This is a genomic window from Dryocola mayonis, from assembly GCF_051307045.1.
GTDB lineage: Bacteria > Pseudomonadota > Gammaproteobacteria > Enterobacterales > Enterobacteriaceae > Dryocola.
This window is the reverse complement of the sequence record NZ_CP150452.1, coordinates 308,879-330,266: the sequence shown is the minus strand read 5'-3', so window position 1 is coordinate 330,266 and position 21,388 is coordinate 308,879. Positions and strand designations below refer to the sequence as shown.

14 protein-coding genes and 4 pseudogenes are annotated in these 21,388 nt (G+C 57.7%); 11 read left to right on the top strand and 7 right to left on the bottom strand.

Translation table 11 applies throughout. The features are described 5' to 3' along the window. The first annotated feature begins 91 nt into the window (after window positions 1-91). The 5 genes and pseudogenes from greB (at window position 92) to feoC (ending at window position 6,403) form a co-directional block, all read left to right on the top strand. A complete protein-coding gene (gene greB / locus WLO32_RS01455) occupies window positions 92-565 on the top strand; it encodes a transcription elongation factor GreB (RefSeq protein WP_435946952.1) in 474 nt (157 codons plus the stop codon). Window positions 566-694: 129 nt separating this feature from the next. Next, a complete protein-coding gene (locus WLO32_RS01450) occupies window positions 695-3,025 on the top strand; it encodes a Tex family protein (protein ID WP_435946951.1) in 2,331 nt (776 codons plus the stop codon). Window positions 3,026-3,550: 525 nt separating this feature from the next. Next, complete coding sequence (gene feoA, locus WLO32_RS01445) at window positions 3,551-3,775, top strand: ferrous iron transporter A (RefSeq protein WP_435946950.1); 225 nt, start codon at window positions 3,551-3,553, stop codon at window positions 3,773-3,775. A 55-nt stretch (window positions 3,776-3,830) separates the two neighbouring features. Continuing rightward, window positions 3,831-6,154, top strand: a pseudogene (gene feoB, locus WLO32_RS01440) (Fe(2+) transporter permease subunit FeoB). A 9-nt stretch (window positions 6,155-6,163) separates the two neighbouring features. Beyond that, window positions 6,164-6,403 carry a [Fe-S]-dependent transcriptional repressor FeoC gene (gene feoC / locus WLO32_RS01435; RefSeq protein ID WP_435946949.1) on the top strand — a complete coding sequence of 80 codons (240 nt, stop codon included), beginning with the start codon at window positions 6,164-6,166 and terminating at the stop codon, window positions 6,401-6,403. Window positions 6,404-6,447: 44 nt separating this feature from the next. Here the strand turns inward: feoC and WLO32_RS01430 are convergent, their stop codons facing one another. Next, on the bottom strand, window positions 6,448-6,717 hold the full coding sequence (locus tag WLO32_RS01430; RefSeq protein ID WP_435946948.1) for a YdgH/BhsA/McbA-like domain containing protein: 270 nt from the start codon (window positions 6,715-6,717) through the stop codon (window positions 6,448-6,450). A gap of 129 nt (window positions 6,718-6,846) precedes the next feature. Beyond that, window positions 6,847-7,623 carry a pimeloyl-ACP methyl ester esterase BioH gene (gene bioH, locus WLO32_RS01425; protein WP_435946947.1) on the bottom strand — a complete coding sequence of 259 codons (777 nt, stop codon included), beginning with the start codon at window positions 7,621-7,623 and terminating at the stop codon, window positions 6,847-6,849. A 38-nt stretch (window positions 7,624-7,661) separates the two neighbouring features. On the opposite strand from bioH, the gene gntX reads away from it, so the two are divergent. Together gntX and nfuA are read left to right on the top strand one after the other, a co-directional pair. Beyond that, complete coding sequence (gntX, locus tag WLO32_RS01420; protein WP_435946946.1) at window positions 7,662-8,345, top strand: DNA utilization protein GntX; 684 nt, start codon at window positions 7,662-7,664, stop codon at window positions 8,343-8,345. A gap of 58 nt (window positions 8,346-8,403) precedes the next feature. Further along, entirely contained in the window at window positions 8,404-8,979 is a 576-nt protein-coding gene (nfuA, locus tag WLO32_RS01415) for a Fe-S biogenesis protein NfuA (RefSeq protein WP_121267488.1), read from the top strand. A 35-nt stretch (window positions 8,980-9,014) separates the two neighbouring features. Here the strand turns inward: nfuA and malQ are convergent, their stop codons facing one another. Continuing rightward, window positions 9,015-11,096 (bottom strand): 4-alpha-glucanotransferase, encoded by a 2,082-nt coding sequence (malQ, locus tag WLO32_RS01410; RefSeq protein WP_435946945.1) that lies wholly within the window; start codon window positions 11,094-11,096, stop codon window positions 9,015-9,017. Window positions 11,097-11,105: 9 nt separating this feature from the next. Further along, a pseudogene (malP, locus tag WLO32_RS01405) lies at window positions 11,106-13,509 on the bottom strand (maltodextrin phosphorylase). A gap of 463 nt (window positions 13,510-13,972) precedes the next feature. On the opposite strand from malP, the pseudogene malT reads away from it, so the two are divergent. Continuing rightward, a pseudogene (gene malT, locus WLO32_RS01400) lies at window positions 13,973-16,679 on the top strand (HTH-type transcriptional regulator MalT). Window positions 16,680-16,767: 88 nt separating this feature from the next. Here the strand turns inward: malT and glpD are convergent. Beyond that, entirely contained in the window at window positions 16,768-18,276 is a 1,509-nt protein-coding gene (gene glpD, locus WLO32_RS01395) for a glycerol-3-phosphate dehydrogenase (protein ID WP_435946944.1), read from the bottom strand. A 203-nt stretch (window positions 18,277-18,479) separates the two neighbouring features. Here glpD and glpE point away from each other — a divergent pair, with 203 nt between their 5' ends. The 3 genes and pseudogenes from glpE (at window position 18,480) to WLO32_RS01380 (ending at window position 20,481) form a co-directional block, all read left to right on the top strand. Beyond that, window positions 18,480-18,809: a thiosulfate sulfurtransferase GlpE gene (gene glpE, locus WLO32_RS01390; RefSeq protein ID WP_435946943.1), complete on the top strand. Its 330-nt coding sequence runs from the start codon at window positions 18,480-18,482 to the stop codon at window positions 18,807-18,809. Window positions 18,810-18,874: 65 nt separating this feature from the next. Then, a pseudogene (glpG, locus tag WLO32_RS01385) lies at window positions 18,875-19,706 on the top strand (rhomboid family intramembrane serine protease GlpG). 16 nt (window positions 19,707-19,722) lie between these two features. Beyond that, window positions 19,723-20,481, top strand: coding sequence for a DeoR/GlpR family transcriptional regulator (locus WLO32_RS01380; protein ID WP_121267495.1), 759 nt, complete (start codon window positions 19,723-19,725; stop codon window positions 20,479-20,481). Window positions 20,482-20,641: 160 nt separating this feature from the next. Here the strand turns inward: WLO32_RS01380 and WLO32_RS01375 are convergent, their stop codons facing one another. Next, window positions 20,642-20,899 (bottom strand): hypothetical protein, encoded by a 258-nt coding sequence (locus WLO32_RS01375; protein WP_435946942.1) that lies wholly within the window; start codon window positions 20,897-20,899, stop codon window positions 20,642-20,644. A gap of 75 nt (window positions 20,900-20,974) precedes the next feature. Then, on the bottom strand, window positions 20,975-21,223 hold the full coding sequence (locus tag WLO32_RS01370; RefSeq protein ID WP_435948226.1) for a hypothetical protein: 249 nt from the start codon (window positions 21,221-21,223) through the stop codon (window positions 20,975-20,977). Between the last annotated feature and the right edge of the window lie 165 nt (window positions 21,224-21,388).

Here is a 21,388-nt window from a genome sequence, read left to right as displayed (position 1 = left end):
CGATGAGCGGCTTCGCAAATCACCGCCATTGCCATCGCCCTGATTTATCGGTTTAAATCAACGCATTCTTATCCACCCTGAAGGCCTAACGATGAAAACGCCATTGATTACCCGCGAGGGCTACGAAAAGCTCAGGCAAGAGAAGGATTACCTGTGGCGCGAAGAGCGTCCGGAAGTCACCAAAAAGGTCACCTGGGCGGCAAGCCTCGGCGACCGCAGCGAAAATGCCGACTACCAGTACAACAAAAAACGGCTGCGCGAAATAGACCGCCGGGTACGTTATCTGACGAAATGCCTCGAAAACCTCAAGATCGTCGATTATTCACCCCAGCAGGAAGGCAAAGTGTTCTTTGGCGCCTGGGTGGAAATTGAAAATGATGAAGGCAGCCAGCTGCGCTTTCGTATCGTCGGCTACGATGAAATTTTTGGCCGCAAGGACTACATCTCTATCGACTCGCCTATGGCTCGCGCGCTGCTGAAAAAAGAAGAGGGAGATTTGGCCGTGGTGCAAACCCCCGCCGGAGAAGCCCACTGGTACGTCAATAAAATCGAGTATGTGAAGTAGTCCGCTGTCGGTAACGGATCCTTCCGAATCCTCTTGTTCAGGGCGCCGCGGCTGGTATTTTCGCCCTCCAGTCCGTATAACTGTCCTGTGAAATTTCCGCATTAAACGCACTACACAGATGATAAAGCCATGATGAATGATTCACTCTGCCGCATTATTGCCGGTGAGCTAAAGGCCAGGAACGAACAGGTTGAAGCAGCCGTTCGCCTGCTCGACGAAGGGAATACCGTGCCGTTTATTGCACGTTATCGTAAAGAGGTCACCGGCGGTCTGGATGACACCCAGCTGCGCCAGCTGGAGACACGTTTAAGCTATCTGCGCGAGCTGGAAGACCGCCGCCAGGCCATTTTGAAATCCATCGCCGAGCAGGGCAAGCTTAGCGACGAATTAGCCGGCGCCATTAACGGCACGCTGAGCAAAACCGAGCTGGAAGATTTGTACCTGCCGTATAAGCCAAAGCGCCGTACCCGCGGGCAGATCGCTATCGAAGCGGGCCTTGAGCCGCTGGCGGAAACCCTGTGGAACGAGCCGTCGCACGATCCTGAGCAGGAAGCCGCCCGCTACATTGACGCCGACAAAGGCGTTGCCGATACCAAAGCCGCGCTTGACGGCGCCCGCTACATCCTGATGGAGCGTTTCGCCGAAGACGCGGCGTTGCTGGCAAAAGTGCGTAACTACCTGTGGAAAAACGCGCATCTGGTCGCCGCCGTGGTCAGCGGCAAAGAAGAGGAAGGCGCGAAGTTCCGTGACTACTTCGATCATCGCGAGCCTGTCGCCAGCGTGCCTTCTCACCGCGCCCTCGCCATGTTCCGCGGCCGCAACGAAGGAATTTTACAGCTGGCGCTGAATGCCGATCCGCAGCACGACGAGCCGCCGCGTGAAAGCTACTGCGAGCAGATAATTATCGACCATCTCGGCCTGCGCCTGAACAACGCCCCGGCGGACGCCTGGCGTCGTGGCGTGGTGAGCTGGACCTGGCGCATCAAGGTGCTGATGCATCTGGAAACCGAGCTGATGGGCGCCGTGCGCGAACGCGCCGAAGAAGAAGCCATTAACGTCTTTGCCCGCAACCTGCACGATCTGTTAATGGCCGCGCCTGCCGGCCTGCGCGCCACCATGGGCCTCGATCCGGGGCTGCGCACCGGCGTAAAAGTGGCGGTGGTGGACGCCACCGGCAAGCTGGTCGCCACCGACACCATCTACCCGCACACCGGCCAGGCCGCGAAAGCCGCCGCTGTCGTCGCCGCGCTGTGCGAAAAGCATAACGTAGAGCTGGTGGCTATCGGCAACGGCACCGCCTCCCGAGAAACCGAACGCTTCTTCCTCGACGTGCAGCAGCAGTTCCCGAAAGTCACCGCGCAGAAAGTGATTGTCAGCGAAGCGGGCGCCTCCGTTTACTCCGCCTCCGAGCTTGCGGCGCTGGAGTTCCCGGATCTGGACGTCTCGATTCGCGGCGCGGTTTCCATCGCGCGTCGCCTGCAGGATCCGCTCGCCGAACTGGTGAAAATCGATCCGAAATCCATCGGGGTCGGCCAGTATCAGCACGACGTCAGCCAGTCGCAGCTGGCGAAGAAGCTGGACGCCGTGGTGGAAGACTGCGTTAACGCCGTGGGCGTGGATCTGAACACCGCCTCGGTGCCGCTGTTAACCCGCGTGGCGGGCCTGACGCGCATGATGGCGCAGAACATCGTTAACTGGCGCGATGAAAACGGTCGCTTCCAGGATCGCCTGCAGCTGCTGAAAGTAAGCCGCCTTGGGCCAAAAGCCTTTGAGCAGTGCGCGGGCTTCCTGCGCATTAACCACGGCAATAACCCGCTGGATGCATCAACCGTGCACCCGGAGGCCTATCCGGTTGTAGAACGTATTCTCGCCGCAACCGAACAGGCGCTGGCCGACCTGATGGGCAACGGTGAAGCGCTGCGCGGCCTGAAGGCGAGCGAGTTCACCGACGAGCGCTTCGGCGTGCCTACGGTGACCGACATCATCAAGGAGCTGGAGAAACCCGGCCGCGATCCGCGTCCGGAATTCAAAACCGCGAAGTTCGCCGACGGCGTCGAAACCATGAACGACCTGACGCCGGGCATGGTGCTGGAAGGCGCGGTCACCAACGTCACCAACTTCGGCGCGTTTGTGGATATCGGCGTGCATCAGGACGGGCTGGTGCACATCTCTTCGCTTTCCGATAAATTCATCGACGATCCGCATAAGGTGGTGAAGGCCGGCGATATCGTCAAAGTGAAGGTGATGGAAGTGGATCTTGCCCGTAAACGTATTGCGCTGACCATGCGTCTCGACGAGCAGCCGGGCGAAGCTTCCAGCCGCCGCGGCAGCGCGCCGCGTGAGCAAAACAACCCTCGTCGCCCGGCCCAGCAGCAGGCCAAACCGCGCGGACGGGATAACGCCGGCAGCGGCAACAGCGCGATGAGCGATGCGCTGGCCGCCGCGTTTGGTAAGAAATAATTATGATATAAAAGGGGCCGTTTGAATCGGCCCCTTTATTTATCGGCATTTACCCCAGGCCTTTTCATACGTTTTATTAATTCTGTTTCAGTATTAGCCGGACTCATCCTTTAATTAACGCCCCACGCGGCTCAGCGATATTATTTCAATAAACGCTCAAAGCTGAAACTTACCGGCATCATATATTTAACAGGTGAAATACAAAGGCAACATCCATTGATAAAATATAAATAGACCATGCTTTTTCTCACAGAATAAGCGGCTGCCATTAAAGGACTTAATTGAAAAAAAATCCTTTCAAATCCTGTTCTTAAATAAAAACATTTTTTGTTTCATTTAATCTTTGTGAACGCCCGCACATTTATAAAATAACTATTGAAGATAGAAACCATTCTCATTATCATTGTTTTGTTCGTTATTTCTCCTCTTATCAAAAGATAATAAGCCTCGCTGCGCAAAGGGACGTGCCGGTGAATACAGTAGCTCCGTCAGTAATAAATCAGAGTCTTGCTCTAAGAAGGTCCTATGAATTTTTTACCGAAAAGCGCGTGGAAAATTACCGGCTTTGCCCATGAAATAAGCCCGGCCTATCGTCAAAAATTATTGTCCCTCGGCATGCTGCCCGGTTCTTCTTTTAACGTTGTGCGCATGGCGCCCCTTGGCGACCCGGTTCATATCGAAACGCGCCGCGTCAATTTGGTTTTGCGTAAAAAAGATCTCGAATTATTAAACGTCGAAGCCCTTGTCTGACAAACGGGACGGGCGTTCGCGCTCCGGTTTTCACTCTCTTTAGTTCACGAAAAAAATGAAAAACTTAACTATCGGCTTAATCGGCAATCCTAACTCAGGAAAAACCACGCTGTTTAACCAGCTTACCGGTTCACGGCAGCGCGTCGGCAACTGGGGCCGGGGTCACCGTCGAACGAAAAGAAGGCCAGTTCTCAACCCAGGCCCACCAGGTGACGCTGGTCGATTTGCCGGGAACCTATTCCCTGACCACCATCTCTTCGCAAACCTCGCTGGATGAGCAAATCGCCTGCCACTACATCCTCAGCGGCGATGCCGACCTGCTGATCAACGTCGTGGATGCTTCAAACCTGGAACGCAATCTCTACCTGACGCTACAGCTGCTGGAACTCGGCGTTCCGTGCGTGGTTGCGCTCAACATGCTCGATATCGCCGAAAAGCAGGCTATCCGCATCGATATCGACGCCCTCGCCGCGCGCCTGGGCTGCCCGGTGATTCCGCTGGTTTCCACGCGCGGACGCGGCATTGAAGGACTGAAGCTGGCCATCGACCGCCGTCTGCCCAATACCCCGTCAGATCTGGTGCTCTACCCGCAGGCGCTATCAGAAGAAGCCGATAGCCTGGCCGCCGACATGTCTGCGCAGATGCCTGAACAACAGCGCCGCTGGCTGGCGCTGCAGATGCTGGAAGGCGATATCTACAGCCAGGCCTTCGCCGGAAGCGAGACGGATAAGCTGGAAAACGTGCGCAGCCGGCTGGCGGAGGCTGGCGAAGACCCGGCCCTGCTGATTGCCGATGCGCGCTACCAGTGCATCGCCGCCATCTGCGACGCCGTCAGCAACAGCCTGACGGCCGAACCGCACCGCCTGACCGCCATGCTGGATAAAATTATCCTTAACCGCTTCCTCGGCCTGCCGGTGTTTATGCTGGTGATGTACCTGATGTTCCTGCTGGCGATTAACATCGGCGGCGCGCTGCAGCCTATTTTCGACGGCGGCTCGGCGGCTATCTTTATCCACGGCATCCAATGGGTGGGCTACACGCTGCACTTCCCGGACTGGTTAACCATTTTCTTCGCCCAGGGGATCGGCGGCGGCATTAACACCGTGCTGCCGCTGGTGCCGCAAATCGGCATGATGTACCTGTTCCTCTCCTTCCTTGAGGATTCCGGCTACATGGCGCGCGCGGCTTTTGTGATGGACAGGCTTATGCAGTCTCTCGGCCTGCCGGGCAAATCTTTCGTGCCGCTGATCGTCGGCTTCGGCTGTAACGTACCGTCGGTGATGGGCGCGCGTACTCTCGACGCGCCGCGTGAACGCCTGATGACCATCATGATGGCGCCCTTCATGTCCTGCGGCGCGCGTCTGGCTATCTTCGCGGTGTTCGCCGCGGCGTTCTTCGGCCAGCAGGGCGCGCTGGTTGTCTTCTCGCTCTACATGCTTGGCATCGTAATGGCCATTCTGACCGGCCTGATGCTCAAGCACACCATCATGCGCGGCGAAGCCTCGCCTTTCGTGATGGAGCTGCCCGTATACCACGTGCCGCACCTGAAAAGCCTGCTGCTGCAAACCTGGCAGCGCCTGAAGGGCTTCGTGCTGCGCGCCGGTAAAGTCATCGTGGTGGTGAGTATTTTCATCGGCGCGCTGAACAGCTTTTCCTTTAGCGGTAAACCCGTCGATAACATTAACGACTCGGCGCTCGCTTCCGTCAGCCGCATTTTAACGCCGCTGCTTAAGCCTATCGGCGTGCATGAGGATAACTGGCAGGCGACCGTCGGCCTGTTTACCGGCGCGATGGCGAAAGAGGTGGTGGTCGGCACGCTAAACACCCTCTACACCGCTGAAGACATACACAACGAAGCCTTCGACGCCGAAAGCTTCAGCCTGCCTGAAGAGCTGGGGGCCGCCGCCGGCGAAACCTGGCAGAGCCTGAAAGACACCTTCAGCCTGAGCGTGCTCGCCAACCCTATCGAAGCCAGCAAGGGCGACGGTGAAATGGCGACGGGCACCATGGGCGTGATGAGCAGCAAATTCGGCAGCGCCGCGGCGGCCTACAGCTATCTGATTTTCGTGCTGCTTTATATTCCCTGCATCTCGGTAATGGGCGCAGTGGCCCGCGAATCGAGCCGGGGCTGGATGACGTTTTCCGTGCTGTGGGGGCTGAACATCGCTTACTCACTGTCAACGCTCTACTACCAGACCGTCACCTTTAAGGCGCATCCGCACTACAGCCTGGCGTGCATCCTCGCCGTGCTGCTGTTTAACGTGGTGCTGATTGGCTGTTTACGCCGCGCGCGCAGCCGCGTCGACGTCAGCCTGCTGGCAACGCGTAAAACGGCCGCGGCCCGCCTGCTGCGAAACCAGCGCCGTCGACTGTCACTAAGGGGGAATCATGGCAAGCCTGATAGCCATCCGTAACGCCCTGGCGCTGCAGGGCCGCCTTGAGGCCGCGCAGATAAGCCAACAGCTTGCCACCCCGCTGCCGCTGGTTAACGCGATGCTCGGGCGCCTGGAAGCGATGGGCAAAGCGATGCGGCTGCAGGAAGACCCGACCGACTGCCTGACGGGAAGCTGCAAAAGCTGTCCGGAAGGGAAAAAATGTATCCGTGAAGTATGGACGCTTGCGGGCTAGCAACAAAAAAGGCGGGATTTCTCCCGCCTTTCTTCTGGTAAAACTTACTTGTAAACGTCTGCCGTAGCATGAACGTCCTTGGTGTATTTCTCACCGCTGGTGACGACAAAGTAGGTGCCGCCCAGCTTATCGGCTTTTTCAGAGAGATCCTTTTTAGCATCCATCGGCGAAGAGGTGCTGTTGGTCACTATGGTGCCGATTTTAGTCAAATTCATCTCTTTGACTTTGAATTTTTGCAGCTCCTGGGCTGCCATAGCGCCAAAAGATACGGCTCCGATCAGTAACGAAGTAACCATGCCTGTAACCAGTTTCATAAACTTCTCTCTCCATAAGTACCGTTTAGACTGTAGCCGGGCGCATAGCCTGACGGCGGGCGCCCACCGTTCTCACCTGCGAACAGATTGAGTATCAGAGGGAAACCGGCTTTTCGCCACGCCGCGCGCCTATTCTTGCAGACGATTTTTCAATTCCGTTAACGCTGCGCAGAAGTCGTGCGGATGGGAGATAAACGGCGCATGGGCCGCCTTAGGGAAGATAATGGACCCGCTGTCCGGGTAGCGTTCGTCAAGCAAGGGTGCGACTTTGCGCGGCACCAGCCCGTCGAGATAGCCGTACAGCCGCAAAAAAGGCATGGTCAGATCGGCAAGCCGTGCGCGCAAATCGACGGTTTTGAGGATCTCCAGCCCGCCGTTTAGCACCTCAACATCCGGCATCGGCTGCTCAAGCACCACGGCTTTTAACAGTCGTGCGTCCTGGCGGGCGGTATCCGTTCCCATCGTTTGCAAGGCCAGAAAGCGTTCTACGGTACGCTGGAAATTATCGCTCAGCTGCTGCTGGAAGCCGGCCAGCACCTCCGGCTTGATGCCCGGCCAGCCTTCCCGGGCGCTAAAGCAGGGTGAAGAAGCTACGGTAACCAGCGCGCGTACGCGTTCGGGATGGGCAAGCGCAATCTGGCTGGCCACCAGCCCGCCCAGGCTCCAGCCGAGGAAAACGGCCTGCTCTGGCGCCCACGCCAGCACGATTTCGGCCATCTCCGGCAGCGTCAGCGCCCCGAAGCCCCGGCTGCGTCCGTAGCCCGGCAGGTCGACCAGGTGCAAACGAAACTGCGAGCTTAATTGCGCGCTAATGCAATGCCACACCTCGGCGTTCAGTCCCCATCCGTGCAGCAGCACAAGATCAATATTTCCCTCACCTTTTGTCTGCCACCAAAGTTCGCTCATCGGTTACCGTTCTCGTTTTCAAATGCATGGAAGCGAATATGCTAACAATCCCGGGGCTGTGTTGGCTATGCCGTATGCCTCTTGCCTGTCCGACATGGGGGCTTTGCTCGCGCTGCGTCCTGGCGCTGCCCGCGCCGCCGTCCTGCTGTCCGCGCTGCGGCTTGCCCGCCGCGCCGGGCGTTTCCTCGTGCGGCCGCTGCCTGCGGGAGCCGCCGCCCTGGGACAGGCTGCTATTCGTCACCGACTACCGTCCGCCCCTCACCTCGCTTATTCACCAGCTGAAATTTTGCGCCGCTACCGCGCTCGCTCCGGCGCTGTCACGCCTGCTGCTGCTGAAGGTTCTGACGGCTTTACGCGCCGCCTCAGTGCCAAAACCGGAGATAATCCTCAGCGTGCCGCTGCATTCCCGCCGCGCCTGGCGCAGGGGATTTAACCAAAGCGCCCTGCTCGCCGCGCCGCTTGCGCGCTGGTTGCAATGCGATTTCCAGCAGGCGTCCGTCAGGCGAGTCCGCGCCACGGCGACGCAGCATCAGCTAAGCGCGAGGCTACGCCGTGGCAATCTCAGGGGCGCATTCAGGGTTGAATTTCCGGTAGCGGGTCGCCATATGGTTATTGTGGATGATGTCGTCACGACGGGCAGTACCGTGGCGGAAATCGCGCGGCTGCTGAAAAAGCAGGGTGCGGCGACTATCCAGGTATGGTGCCTTTGTCGAACCTTGTAGACCCTCGATGATGGGCGTATTATAACCGACTAAAATAGTCAACTATTGAGCAATCGTTATGATCCGTATTTCCGATACTGCACAATCTCACTTCGCCAAACTGCTGGCAGGTCAGGAAGAAGGGACGCAAATCCGCGTATTCGTTATCAATCCCGGTACTCCTAATGCGGAGTGCGGCGTGTCCTATTGCCCGCCGGATGCGGTTGAAGCAAGTGACACAGCGTTAAAATTCGAGCAGTTGACCGCTTATGTCGACGAACTGAGCGCGCCTTACCTCGAAGACGCAGAAATCGATTTTGTTACCGACCAGCTTGGCTCCCAGCTGACGTTGAAAGCGCCGAACGCCAAAATGCGTAAGGTGGCCGACGATGCCCCGCTGATGGAGCGTGTGGAGTACATGCTGCAGGCGACCGTTAACCCGCAGCTGGCAGGCCACGGCGGCCGCGTTACGCTGATGGAAATCACCGATGACGGGCTGGCTATCCTGCAGTTCGGCGGCGGCTGTAACGGCTGTTCCATGGTCGATGTGACCCTGAAAGAAGGCATTGAGAAACAGCTGCTGGCTGAGTTCCCGGAGCTAAAAGGCGTTCGCGATCTCACCGAACACCAGCGCGGCGAGCACTCTTACTACTGATTTACATTCCCCCGCTTTGCGGGGGAATTATTTTTTTAGCCCTTTCTGCGCCGCTTATCCAAATCCTTCAGCAGCTTATTGACGCCGTCATCGGCAAACATCGCTTCAAGCGAAGTCGACAGCTTGCGACGCCAGTTTTTGTACTGATAGCTGGTGCCCGGGATATTGACCGGCTCCGCCATGCCCAGCCAGTCCTCCGGCTGCAGCCCCAGCAGCGCGCTGTTGCTGTCGGCGATGTAACGCTGCATGCCGCGGTTAAGCGTTGCCGTCATCGCCATCAGCGAAGCTTTGTGCCCCGCGCGCTTCGGCAGGCAGCCGTACTCGTGCAGACCGTTCAGCAGGCCCTGTTTGGCGCGTTCGCGATCCTGATACAAACCGGCCAGCAAGTCTTCGTCTGGATAGAGCCCCAGCGTTTTGCCCAGCGTTAAATCGCCGCTTTCCCAGTAGCCGCGTAGCGTCGGCAGGTCGTGGGTGGTGGCCACGGCCATCGACTGCTTCGGCCAGGCTTTCGGCGCGCGGAACTGCTTCTCGTCGTCGTGCTCGAAATAGAGCACCTTATACGAGTAAACCCCGCTGTCGCGCAGCCTGGCGACGATCTCAACCGGCACCGTCCCCAGATCCTCGCCGATCACCATGCAACTGTGACGCTTGCTTTCCAGCGCCAGAATCGACAGCAGATCGTCCACCGGATAATGCACATACGCGCCCTTATCCGCGGTTTCACCGTAGGGGATCCACCACAGACGCAGCATTGACATCACATGGTCGATGCGCAGCGCGCCGCAGTTGGTCATATTGGCGCGCAGCAGCTCGATGTAAGGCTGATAGGCCCGCGCGGTAATCACGTGCGGATCCATCGGCGGCAGCCCCCAGTTCTGGCCGAGAGGGCCAAGAATATCCGGCGGCGCGCCGACTGACGCCTTCAGGCAGTACAGCTCGCGGTCGCACCAGGTTTCCGATCCGCCTTCCGCCACGCCCACCGCCAAATCGCGGTACAGCCCGATGGGCATTTTAAAGCCCTGGCTGGTTTGCCAGCAGCCTTCAAACTGGATATGGGCCAGGTACTGCAGCCACAGGAAGAAATCCACCTCGTCGCTGTGCTCGCTGCAGAAGGCTTTCACCTGCGGATTGCGGGCGTCGCGCAAGCCTTCCGGCCACACCGGCCAGCCCCAGCGCATTTCATCTTCTTTAACCTGGCAGGCGTGCAGCGCGTCGAAAGCGGCCTGAAAATAGAGGCTCTCGCCGCCGCTTGCCACAAACGCCCTGAATGCCTGCACCTGCTCATCGCGCGCCGTGCGCTTTGAGAACTGTTTCCAGGCCATGCGCAGCGCCGCCATCTTCAGCGCGGTTACGGTGGCATAGTCGACCCACTCCGCGTCGCGCACGGATTTTAGCGACCGCTGGGTGGTCGCCATCTTCCACCAGGCCTGGGCCTCGTCGCTTAAAAGAAAATCGTCTACCGCATTAACGTCGATATAGATAACGTTCAGCCAGCGGCGCGACGACGGGCTGTACGGGCTTGCGCTTTCCGGGTTCGCCGGGTAGAGCGCGTGAATCGGGTTCAGGCCGATAAAGGAGCCGCCGCGTTTGGCAACGTCCACCAGCATGCGCTGCAGATCGCCAAAGTCGCCGATGCCCCAGTTATGGGCGGAGCGCAAAGTGTAAAGCTGCACGCAGGCGCCCCACAGCTTCTGGTCCTGCAGCAGCGCCTCGGGCTCATAGCAGCGCTTCGGCGCCACGATCACCCGGCACTGCCAGCGGTGTTCGTTCTGGCTAACGGTAAGCTCGTGGTAGCCCTCCGGCAGCCTGGCGGGCAGCGCGAGCTTTTTACCCGCCGCGGCTTGCCCGTGATGCTGTTTCCCCTCTTCCGTGGTCAGCTGCCAGCTAAACTCGCCGTGGCCTTCCAGCGGCAGCGCCATCTTCGTTCCGGCGGTAAACACCTGAACGTTTGGCACCGGGGTGACCGCCACCTTTTTAGGGGTAGCGGTACGGCTCATGGCTTCCAGCAAGCGCAGCTTGGTATCCGCCGGAATGGCCTGCGGCAAACCGTGCGCGTTGATGTAGTTCGGGCTAATTCCTGCCGCCAGCGCGGCGTTATCAAGGCGTTTGCTGTCCATGTCTCTCCCTTAGCGCTTAGCCTGCCAGATGCGTTGCTGATAATCTCGAATAGAGCGATCCGAGCTGAACATGCCGCAGCGAGCGGTGTTCAGGATGGCGGCGCGGGTCCAGGCTTCCTGGTCGAGATACAGCGCATCGGCCTGCTTTTGCGCCGCGGCGTAGGCGGTAAAGTCAGCCATCACCAGATACGGGTCGCCGCCCTGCTTACCGATGCTGTGCAGCATCTGGTCGAAGGCGTGCTTATCACCCCCGGCGTAAACGCCCTTCTCCAGCTCTTTCAGTACCGCATCAAGGGCTTTGTCTTTCTTACGCCATTTCACCGGGTCGTAGCCTTTGGCTTTCAGGGCCTTCACTTCTTCCACGGTGTGGCCGAAAATAAAGATGTTTTCGTCGCCCACCTTCTCGGCGATTTCGACGTTGGCGCCGTCCAGCGTGCCCACGGTCAGCGCGCCGTTCAGGGCGAGCTTCATGTTGCCGGTGCCGGAGGCTTCTTTACCCGCGGTGGAGATTTGCTCGGAGATATCCGCCGCGGGAATCATGATTTCCGCCGCTGAAACGCAGTAATCCGGCAGGAACACGACTTTCAGCTGGTCGCCGACCACAGGATCGTTGTTAATCGCCTGCGCCACCTTGTTAATGGCGAAGATGATGTTTTTCGCCAGGTAATAGCCCGGCGCCGCTTTTGCGCCGAACAGGAACACGCGCGGAACGCGGGCCGCCTGCGGGTTTTCGCGGATTTCCTTGTACAGCGCCAGAATGTGCAGCAGGTTCAGGTGCTGGCGTTTGTACTCGTGCAGGCGTTTAATCTGCACGTCAAACAGCGCGTCAGGACTGATGATGATGCCGGTGCGCGCCTTCACAAACGCCGCCAGCTTCACTTTATTCTGGTATTTAATCTCGCGGTATTCTTTACGGAAATTCGCATCGTCAGCGTATTTTTCCAGCCCTTCGAGCACGTCCAGATCGTTCGCCCACTCTTTTTTCAGCTTCTTATCGATAAGCGCGGAAAGGGCCGGGTTACACTGTTTAATCCAGCGGCGCGGCGTGATGCCGTTGGTGACGTTATGGAATTTGTTCGGCCACAGCTGGTGGTATTCCGGGAACAGATCTTTCACTACCAGATCGGAGTGCAGCGCGGCCACGCCGTTCACCGCGAAACCGCTTACAACGCACATGTTCGCCATGCGAACCTGCTTGTTGTACACCACCGCAAGCTTCGCCCATACCGCTTCATCGCCCGGCCAGGTTTTCACGACCAGCTTTTTGAAACGCGCGTTGATTTCGTTGATGATTTGCATGTGGCGCGGCAGCAGCGCTTTCACCAGCTTCTCGTCCCAGCACTCCAGCGCTTCCGGCATCAGGGTGTGGTTGGTGTAGGCGAAGGTTTTACTGCTGATGGCCCAGGCGTCGTCCCAGCTCAGCTGGTGCTCGTCAATCAGCACGCGCAGCAGTTCCGGAATGGCGATGGTCGGGTGCGTATCGTTAAGCTGAATCACTTCGTAATCCGCAAGCTCCGCCAGCCTGCGGCCCGCCAGGTGATGCCGGCGTAAAATATCCGCCACCGAACAGGCACACTGGAAGTACTGCTGCATCAGGCGCAGCTTTTTGCCGTTGAGGTGATTGTCGTTCGGATAGAGAACCTTGGTCAGCTTTTCCGCGTCGATGCCGGCTTGCTCCGCCTTCAGGAAATCGCCGTCGTTAAATTTAGTCAGATCAAACGGGTGCGCATGTTTTGCCTGCCACAGGCGCAGCGGCTGGGCGACGCCGTTACGGTAGCCGAGCACCGGCAAATCCCAGGCCTCGCCCTGGAAGACGAAAGCCGGTTCCCAACGCGCGTTTTTGCCGTCTTTAATAACCTTACCGCCCACGCCGACCTGCACGTCGAGCGCGGAGTTATGCTGAAACCACGGATAGCTGCCGCGATGCCAGTCGTCCGGCGCTTCCTTCTGCTGGCCGTCCTTGAAGGACTGGCGGAACAGGCCCGTACTGGTAATTCAGGCCGTAGCCGATCGCTGACTGGCCTACCGTCGCCATAGAATCCAGGAAACAGGCCGCCAGGCGTCCCAGGCCGCCGTTGCCCAGCGCCGGGTCGGTCTCTTCTTCAAGCAGGTCCGTCAGGTTGATATCAAAGGCCTGCAGCTCGTCCGCCACGTCCTGATACCAGCCGAGGTTCAGCAGGTTATTACCGGTCAGGCGGCCAATTAAAAACTCCATTGAGATGTAGTTAACGTGGCGCTGTTGCGCCTGAGGTTTGGCTGCCGGCTGCGCGGCCAGCAGCTCAGCCAGCGCGCCGCTCACGGCGTGCCACCACTGCTGGCGGGTCATTTCGCTGGCGGCATGAAGACCGTAACGCTGCCACTGACGGGTCAGCGCAGCCTGAAACTGTTCTTTTTTGAAGGTCAGCTGTGACATAGGGGATCGGATCCTTTGATGTTCTAAATTCATTGCCCGCTAGTGTGCAGGGCGGCCTGGGCTTATTCCTCATCCTGAGGGGGAAAAGACCAGGAGGAGCGGCAGGGATGAGCTAAAAGTGTGATCGCGGCCACTTAAAACTGTGCTACGCAGGGCAAAATCCCACCCAAATTCGGACAACAAACGTGCCAGTACATTCGTTTTTTTGCCGGCGAATGAAACCGCTTTCTTTGCAGGTACGGCGCGGGAAACGGGCGTTCAGAAATAATGAAAAATGAATGCATAGTATAAAAGCCATGCAATAAACATATGGAATTGTGACAAGGTGCAACTTAACACTCACCGAAAGTTCAACGCCCTTGCAATAAGAGCGAATCTGGCCGACCTTTACGGTAAGCATTAATTACGAAGCGTAAAAAAACTCATTCCTGTACACAATTTCTACACACAGTGAAGTGACACTATGTTGATCCCATCCAAATTGAGTCGCCCGGTGCGTCTGGAAAATACCGTGGTTCGCGACCGCCTGTTGGTGAAGCTATCAACCGCCGCTAATTATCGCCTGGCGTTGATAACCAGCCCCGCAGGCTATGGCAAAACCACACTGGTCTCCCAGTGGGCAGCAGGGAAAAATGAGTTAGGTTGGTACTCTCTTGACGAGGGCGACAACCAGCAAGAACGCTTTGCCAGCTATCTGGTTACCGCCATTCAGCAGGCGACCGGCGGCCACTGCGTCAGCAGCGAAGTGATGGCGCAAAAACGCCAGTATGCGAGCCTCTCTTCGCTGTTCTCACAGCTGTTTATCGAGCTGGCGGAATGGCATCGCCCGTTATTCCTGGTGATTGATGATTATCACCTAATCAAAAACGCGGTTATTCACGAAGCGATGCGTTTTTTCATTCGCCACCAGCCGGAAAATCTCACGCTGGTGGTGTTATCGCGCAACCTGCCGCAGCTTGGCATCGCCAACCTGCGCGTGCGCGATCAGCTTCTGGAAATCGGCAGCCAGCAGCTCGCCTTTAACCATCAGGAAGCGAAACAGTTCTTTGACTGCCGCCTGAATACCTCGATTGAGCCGGTGGACAGCAGCCGCCTGTGTGACGACGTCGCCGGCTGGGCTACCGCCCTGCAGCTTATCGCCCTCTCCGCGCGCCAAAGCAGCACCTCGGCGCACCACTCCGCGCGCCGCCTTTCCGGCATCAACGCCAGCCATCTTTCCGACTATCTGGTGGATGAGGTGCTGGATAACGTGGATGCGGATACGCGCAACTTCCTGCTGCGCAGCTCCATTCTGCGCTCAATGAACGATGCGCTAATCGTGCGCGTTACCGGCGAAGAAAACGGCCAGATGCGCCTGGAAGAGACCGAGCGTCAGGGCCTTTTTATGCAGCGCATGGACGATTCCGGCGAATGGTTCTGTTTCCATCCTCTTTTCGGCAGCTTCCTGCGCCAGCGCTGCCAGTGGGAGCTTGCCGCCGAGCTGCCTGATATTCACCGTGCCGCCGCCGAAAGCTGGATGGCGCAAGGTTTCCCGAGCGAAGCCATTCACCACGCGCTGGCCCGCGGGCGACGCCAGCATGCTGCGCGATATTCTGCTGCACCATGCCTGGGCGCTGTTTAACCACAGCGAGCTTACGCTGCTGGAAGAGTCCCTGAAGGCGCTGCCGTGGGAAAGCCTGCTGGAGAATCCGAAGCTGGTGCTGCTGCAGGCCTGGCTGATGCAAAGCCAGCACCGCTACAGTGAGGTTAACCTGCTGCTGGCGCGGGCCGAGCAGGAAATGAACCTGGAAATGGACGACACGCTGCACGGCGAATTCAACGCCCTGCGCGCTCAGGTCGCCATCAACGACGGCGACCCGGTCGAGGCCGAACGCCTGGCGATGATCGCCCTTGATATGCTGCCGCTGGCCAACTACTACAGCCGCATCGTCGCCACCTCCGTTCACGGCGAGGTACTGCACTGTAAAGGCGATCTGACCAAATCCCTGTCGGTGATGCAGCAAACTGAACAGATGGCCCGCCGCCACGACGTCTGGCATTACGCGCTGTGGAGCCTGATCCAGCAAAGCGAAATCCTGCTGGCCCAGGGCTTCCTGCAGGCGGCCTGGGAGACGCAGGAAAAAGCCTTTATCCTGATCCGCGAACAGCACCTTGAGCAGCTGCCGCTGCACGAATTCCTGCTGCGTATTCGCGCGCAGCTGCTGTGGGCATGGGCGCGCCTTGATGAAGCCGAGGCTTCGGCTCGCTACGGCGTGGAGGTGCTTTCCGGCTACCAGCCTCAGCAGCAGCTGCAATGCCTGGCGCTGCTGGTGCAGTGCTCGCTGGCACGCGGCGATCTTGATAACGCCCGTAGCCATCTGAACCGTCTTGAGAACCTGCTGGGCAACGGGCCGTATCACAGCGACTGGGTGTCTAACGCCGATAAGGTAAGGGTAATTTACTGGCAAATGACCGGCGACAAAAAGTCTGCCGCTAACTGGTTACGCCAGACGCCAAAACCGGAATTCGCCAACAACCACTTCCTGCAAAGCCAGTGGCGCAATATCGCCCGCGTGCAGATCCTGCTGGGCGAGTTCGAGCCGGCGGAGATGGTGCTGGAGGAGCTGAACGAAAACGCGCGCAGCCTGCGTCTGATGAGCGATCTCAACCGCAACCTGCTGCTGCTAAACCAGCTTTACTGGCAGTCTGGCCGTAAAAGCGACGCGCAGCGCGTGCTGCTCGAAGCGCTGGCGCTGGCCAACCGTACCGGATTTATCAGCCACTTTGTGATTGAAGGCGAAGCCATGGCGCAGCAGCTGCGCCAGCTAATCCAGCTCAACACGCTGCCGGAGCTGGATCAGCACCGCGCCCAGCGCATTCTGCGCGAGATTAACCAGCATCACCGCCACAAGTTCGCGCACTTCGACGAAAACTTCGTTAACCGCCTGCTGACGCACCCGGAAGTGCCGGAGCTGATACGCACCAGCCCGTTAACCCAGCGTGAATGGCAGGTGCTGGGGCTGATTTATTCCGGCTACAGCAACGAACAAATCGCAGGCGAGCTGGACGTGGCGGCGACCACCATCAAAACGCATATCCGCAACCTGTATCAGAAGCTGGGCGTGGCGCACCGTCAGGATGCCGTGCAGCACGCGCAGAAGCTGCTGAAGATGATGGGATACGGCGTTTAAAGCAATATCGGGTTTGCAGGCTTATCCTGCCTGCAAACCCGTCTTGAATTTGTCAGGTGGAGAAGCACAAGCGTCATCCACCTTTTCCTCACGAAGCCAGCGACAGGGAAGGTTTACTCACCCGCTTTGCCAGCCACTGCGCCACCCGCGCCTGCTGTTCGTCGGTCAGCCACATGCCCAGCTTGGTGCGGCGCCAGATGGCGTCATCGACGCGCTTAACCCACTCATGTTCGGCCAGATAGCGCAGTTCGGCTTCATAAAACTCGTGCCCGAAGTTCTCGCCTAAATCCTCAATCGATTTCACGTCCCTGAGGATCAGCTCGCTGTTGCTGCCGTAGGTGCGCGCAAGGCGGCGCGCCAGGCCTTCGCTCAGGAAGGAGTGGCGACGGCGCAGTTGCGCGGCGAAATCATCGCGATCGCCGTTGATATCCCCGCCCGGCAATTTGCTGCCTTTAGTCCAGGCCGGGCCGATTTTCGGGTAGTAAGCCTGCAGCTTGTCCAGCGCGTGCTCGGCAAGTTTGCGATAGGTGGTCAACTTGCCGCCAAACACGGACAGCAGCGGAGCCTTACCGTTTTCGTCATGGATATCAAGCGTGTAATCGCGGGTAATGGCCTGCGGCGAATCGGACTCATCATCGCAAAGCGGACGCACGCCGGAATAGGTCCACACCACGTCTTCACGCGAGAGCGTCTTTTTGAAGTGTTCGTTGTACACATCCAGCAGATATTTCACTTCGCTCTCGTCGATATGCACCGCTTTCGGATCGCCTTTGTACTCCACGTCGGTGGTGCCGATAATCGAAAACTCGTCCAGCCACGGGATAACAAACACGATACGTTTATCTTCGTTTTGCAGGATATAGGCCTGCTTCTGGCTATGCACGCGCGGCACAACGATATGGCTGCCTTTGATCAGGCGGATGCCGTACGGCGAAGGAAGCTGCAGGCCGTCGTCGAAGAAATCTTTTACCCACGGGCCGGTGGCGTTCACCAGGCCGCGGGCGCGCCAGCTAAAGGTTTCGCCGGTATCGATATCCTCGGCTTCGACAATCCAGTGGCCGTTTTCGCGCCGTGCGCGGGTTGCGCGGGTACGGGTTTTCACCTCGCCGCCTTTTTGCGCCACCATCTGCGCGTTCGCCAGAACCAGCCGCGCGTCGTCCACCCAGCAGTCGGAATATTCGAAACCGCGCACGATTTCAGGCTTCAGGACCGAATCTGCGCCAAAACGCAAACCGGTGGAGGCCGGCAGGCTGGTGCGTTTACCGAGGTGATCGTACATAAACAGACCAACGCGGATCATCCATGCCGGACGTAAATGCGGACGATGAGGCAGGCGGAAGCGCATCGGGAAGGCGATATGCGGCGCCATGTTCAACAGCACTTCGCGTTCGGCCAGCGCCTCGCTCACCAGGCGGAACTCGTAATGTTCCAGATAGCGCAGGCCGCCGTGAATCAGTTTTGAGCTGGCGGAGGACGTTGCGCAGGCCAGGTCTTGCCCCTCCAGCATTAGTACAGAAAGGCCGCGGCCTGCTGCGTCTGCCGCGATACCGGCGCCGTTAATGCCGCCGCCAATGACTATCAGATCTTTGGTTTCCATGCTGTCCTCGCACACTTTCGTTAAAGCTCATAAATGTTCGTTATCGCTCATAATAGCAAGTGTCCGGCTTTTTGGTAACGAGAAAAAAACATTTCTGCGTGATATGGATAACATAATGGCGTTAATATCAGCGGCCAGAGGCGGGTTTCGCTTAGTATGACGTCGAGCCCGTTCCCCTTTCCTTATATGTACACGAGCAAGCTATGGATCAATTTGAATGTATCGGTGTGGAAGAAGCGCACCAGAAGCTGCATCAGAAACTGGCGGTATTAGTGGATATTCGCGATCCGCAAAGCTTTGCCATGGGCCACACGCCGGGCGCCTTTCACCTGACCAATGACCGCCTGGTCGCCTTTATGCAGCAGACCGATTTCGCCACCCCCGTAATGGTGATGTGCTATCACGGCAACAGCAGTAAAGGCGCGGCCCAGTACCTGCTGCAACAGGGCTACGACAGCGTTTATAGCGTAGACGGCGGCTTTGATGCCTGGCATCGTCATTTCCCGGCGGAAGTCGATCGCGGCGCAGCTTAAGGTTCAGGAAACCTGCGCATTGCGGGTATACTGCTTCCTTTTGTACGGATTTGGTTGAAAACCCTATGATTATGATCACCTCGTTTGCCAACCCGCGGGTCGCACAGGCGTTTGTCGACTATATGGCGACGCAGGGCGTTATTCTCACTATCCAGCAGCATCATCAAAGCGACGTTTGGCTTGCTGACGACGGCCAGGAAAGCCGGGTTCGCCAGGAGCTGGAAAGGTTCCTCGCCAATCCCGGCGATCCGCGCTATCTGGCGGCAAGCTGGGCTGCGGGCGATACCGCAAGCGGGCCTGCGCTACCAGCGCTACCCTTTCCTTACCACCATCCGGCAAAAAGCCGGGCCCTTTACGCTTGCGGTAATCGCCGCCTGCGTGCTGGTTTATCTGGCCATGCAGGCGCTGGGCGACCGTACCGTTATGGTCTGGCTCGCCTGGCCCTACGCCGACAGCCTGCGCTATGAATTCTGGCGCTATTTCAGCCACGCGCTGATGCACTTTTCACTGCTGCATATCGTTTTCAACCTGCTATGGTGGTGGTATCTCGGCGGCCCGCTGGAGAAGCGTCTTGGCAGCGGCAAGCTGATTACCCTGACCATTATCTCTGCGCTGCTTAGCGGCTACGTGCAGGCCAGATTCAGCGGCCCGTTATTCGGCGGGTTATCGGGCACGGTTTACGCGCTGATGGGCTATGTATGGCTCAGAGGCGAGCGGGACCCTGAAAGCGGAATCTATATGCAGCGCGGCCTGATGGCCTTTGCGGTGCTGTGGATCGTGCTGGGCTACTTCGATATTTTAGGAATGTCGATCGCCAACGCCGCACACGTTACCGGCTTACTTGTGGGCCTGGCGATGGCGCTGGTCGATACTCTGCATGCGCGAAAACGAACATAAGAATCAGGAGTAGAGCGTGAAGCAAACACAACGACACGACGCCATTGTAGAACTGGTTAAAAAACAGGGATACGTCAGCACCGAAGAGCTGGTGGAGCAATTTTCGGTCAGCCCGCAGACCATTCGCCGCGATCTGAACGACCTTGCCGAGCAGAATATGATTATGCGCCACCACGGCGGCGCGGCGTTGCCGTCCAGCTCGGTGAACACCTCATGGCATGACCGCAAAGCGACCCAAACGGCAGAGAAAGAGCGTATCGCCCGTAAGGTGGCCAGCCAGATCCCGAACGGCGCCACGCTGTTTATCGACATCGGCACCACGCCTGAAGCCGTTGCCCACGCGCTTTTAGACCACAGCAATTTGCGCGTGGTGACCAACAACCTGAACGTCGCCAATACGCTGATGGTTAAGGAAGATTTCCGCATCATTCTGGCAGGCGGCGAGCTGCGCAGCCGCGACGGCGGCATCATCGGCGAAGCCACGCTCGACTTTATCTCCCAGTTCCGCCTGGACTTCGGCATTCTGGGGATCAGCGGCATCGACGGCGACGGCTCGCTGCTGGAGTTTGACTATCACGAAGTACGCACCAAACGCGCCATCATTGATAACTCCCGCTGCGTGATGCTGGTCGTCGATCATTCGAAGTTTGGCCGCAACGCGATGGTAAACTTAGGCAGCATTAGCCTGGTGGATCAGGTTTATACGGATATACTGCCGCCCGCGGGCGTGATGCAGGTAATCGCGGATAATAATGTACAGCTGGAGCTGTGCTAAATTTACGGCTATTCCACCCCTCTTCCTGAAAGGGAGAGGGTGAAAAACAGTCTAAGAATTTATCAGCGTTAACTGGTTCCTTTCACCATAAGCCGCAATATTTAAACAGGTTCGACAATGTGCATTACACCTTCGTTTAGCCCTGCCCTGAAAGCCCTGGTTAATGCGTAATATCCCTTTGGGCGATCGGCCAGGTATTCACCCCGCTGATTGAACACTCTACGTCAGAAGCATCATTCTGGGTGATGACTTCATAACGCCCGCCGGCTCTGTCATAAAAAATAAAATGGTATAGCTGGGTAATAAACGTTTTACTCTTTTTCTCTTCGGCCAACAGTTTGATTTCTGTTTTCTTATGATCGAGCTGGGTGATATCGACAACGTGAGCGTTTTTCAGCCACGCCTGTGCCATATTCATCGGCCATGCGTGACAATCCTGCGCGGCCCTGAGCGTAAAAAGGCATAATAGCCAGCGCTGCAATGATAGTCCTTTTCAACGTATAACCTCCAGCTGTCTGTCCCCACTGTCCCCTATCATCTGACGAATGTGCAACGGCAAAATAATGCAGCCGTTCGCCGCCGCTCCCGGATTTTGTCGGCTATCGCCATGAATAAGAAAGCCGGATCTGCCATACATTATATTACCCGGCGCAGGGCGCTGCCTGATGGAATATTGTCCGGTATGAGGATACGTAAAAGGATTACCGGTAATGGTGTAATTACCACGAGGAAGGGGCCCCATATCAGACAGGTTTTGCATCGCCGGGTTGTTCTTTGCATTATCTTTACCCGCGTATCCGCGCCACTTCACGGCCCTCCCGCTTCAGCACGCCGGTAGCTTGTTCATAAATCCAGGCCATAGTAATATCCTTTTAACTATGTTTATTCTTTCCATTTATTTATCGTC

Coding starts and splice junctions, on each gene's coding strand:
- WLO32_RS01375 (WP_435946942.1), bottom strand. CDS start 20,899: ATGAATATGGCACAGGCGTGGCTGAAAAACGCTCACGTTGTCGATATC.
- feoC (WP_435946949.1), top strand. CDS start 6,164: ATGGCAAGCCTGATAGCCATCCGTAACGCCCTGGCGCTGCAGGGCCGC.
- malQ (WP_435946945.1), bottom strand. CDS start 11,096: ATGGACAGCAAACGCCTTGATAACGCCGCGCTGGCGGCAGGAATTAGC.
- bioH (WP_435946947.1), bottom strand. CDS start 7,623: ATGAGCGAACTTTGGTGGCAGACAAAAGGTGAGGGAAATATTGATCTT.
- WLO32_RS01430 (WP_435946948.1), bottom strand. CDS start 6,717: ATGAAACTGGTTACAGGCATGGTTACTTCGTTACTGATCGGAGCCGTA.
- glpD (WP_435946944.1), bottom strand. CDS start 18,276: ATGGAAACCAAAGATCTGATAGTCATTGGCGGCGGCATTAACGGCGCC.
- greB (WP_435946952.1), top strand. CDS start 92: ATGAAAACGCCATTGATTACCCGCGAGGGCTACGAAAAGCTCAGGCAA.
- gntX (WP_435946946.1), top strand. CDS start 7,662: ATGCTAACAATCCCGGGGCTGTGTTGGCTATGCCGTATGCCTCTTGCC.
- glpE (WP_435946943.1), top strand. CDS start 18,480: ATGGATCAATTTGAATGTATCGGTGTGGAAGAAGCGCACCAGAAGCTG.
- WLO32_RS01370 (WP_435948226.1), bottom strand. CDS start 21,223: ATGGGGCCCCTTCCTCGTGGTAATTACACCATTACCGGTAATCCTTTT.
- nfuA (WP_121267488.1), top strand. CDS start 8,404: ATGATCCGTATTTCCGATACTGCACAATCTCACTTCGCCAAACTGCTG.
- feoA (WP_435946950.1), top strand. CDS start 3,551: ATGAATTTTTTACCGAAAAGCGCGTGGAAAATTACCGGCTTTGCCCAT.
- WLO32_RS01450 (WP_435946951.1), top strand. CDS start 695: ATGATGAATGATTCACTCTGCCGCATTATTGCCGGTGAGCTAAAGGCC.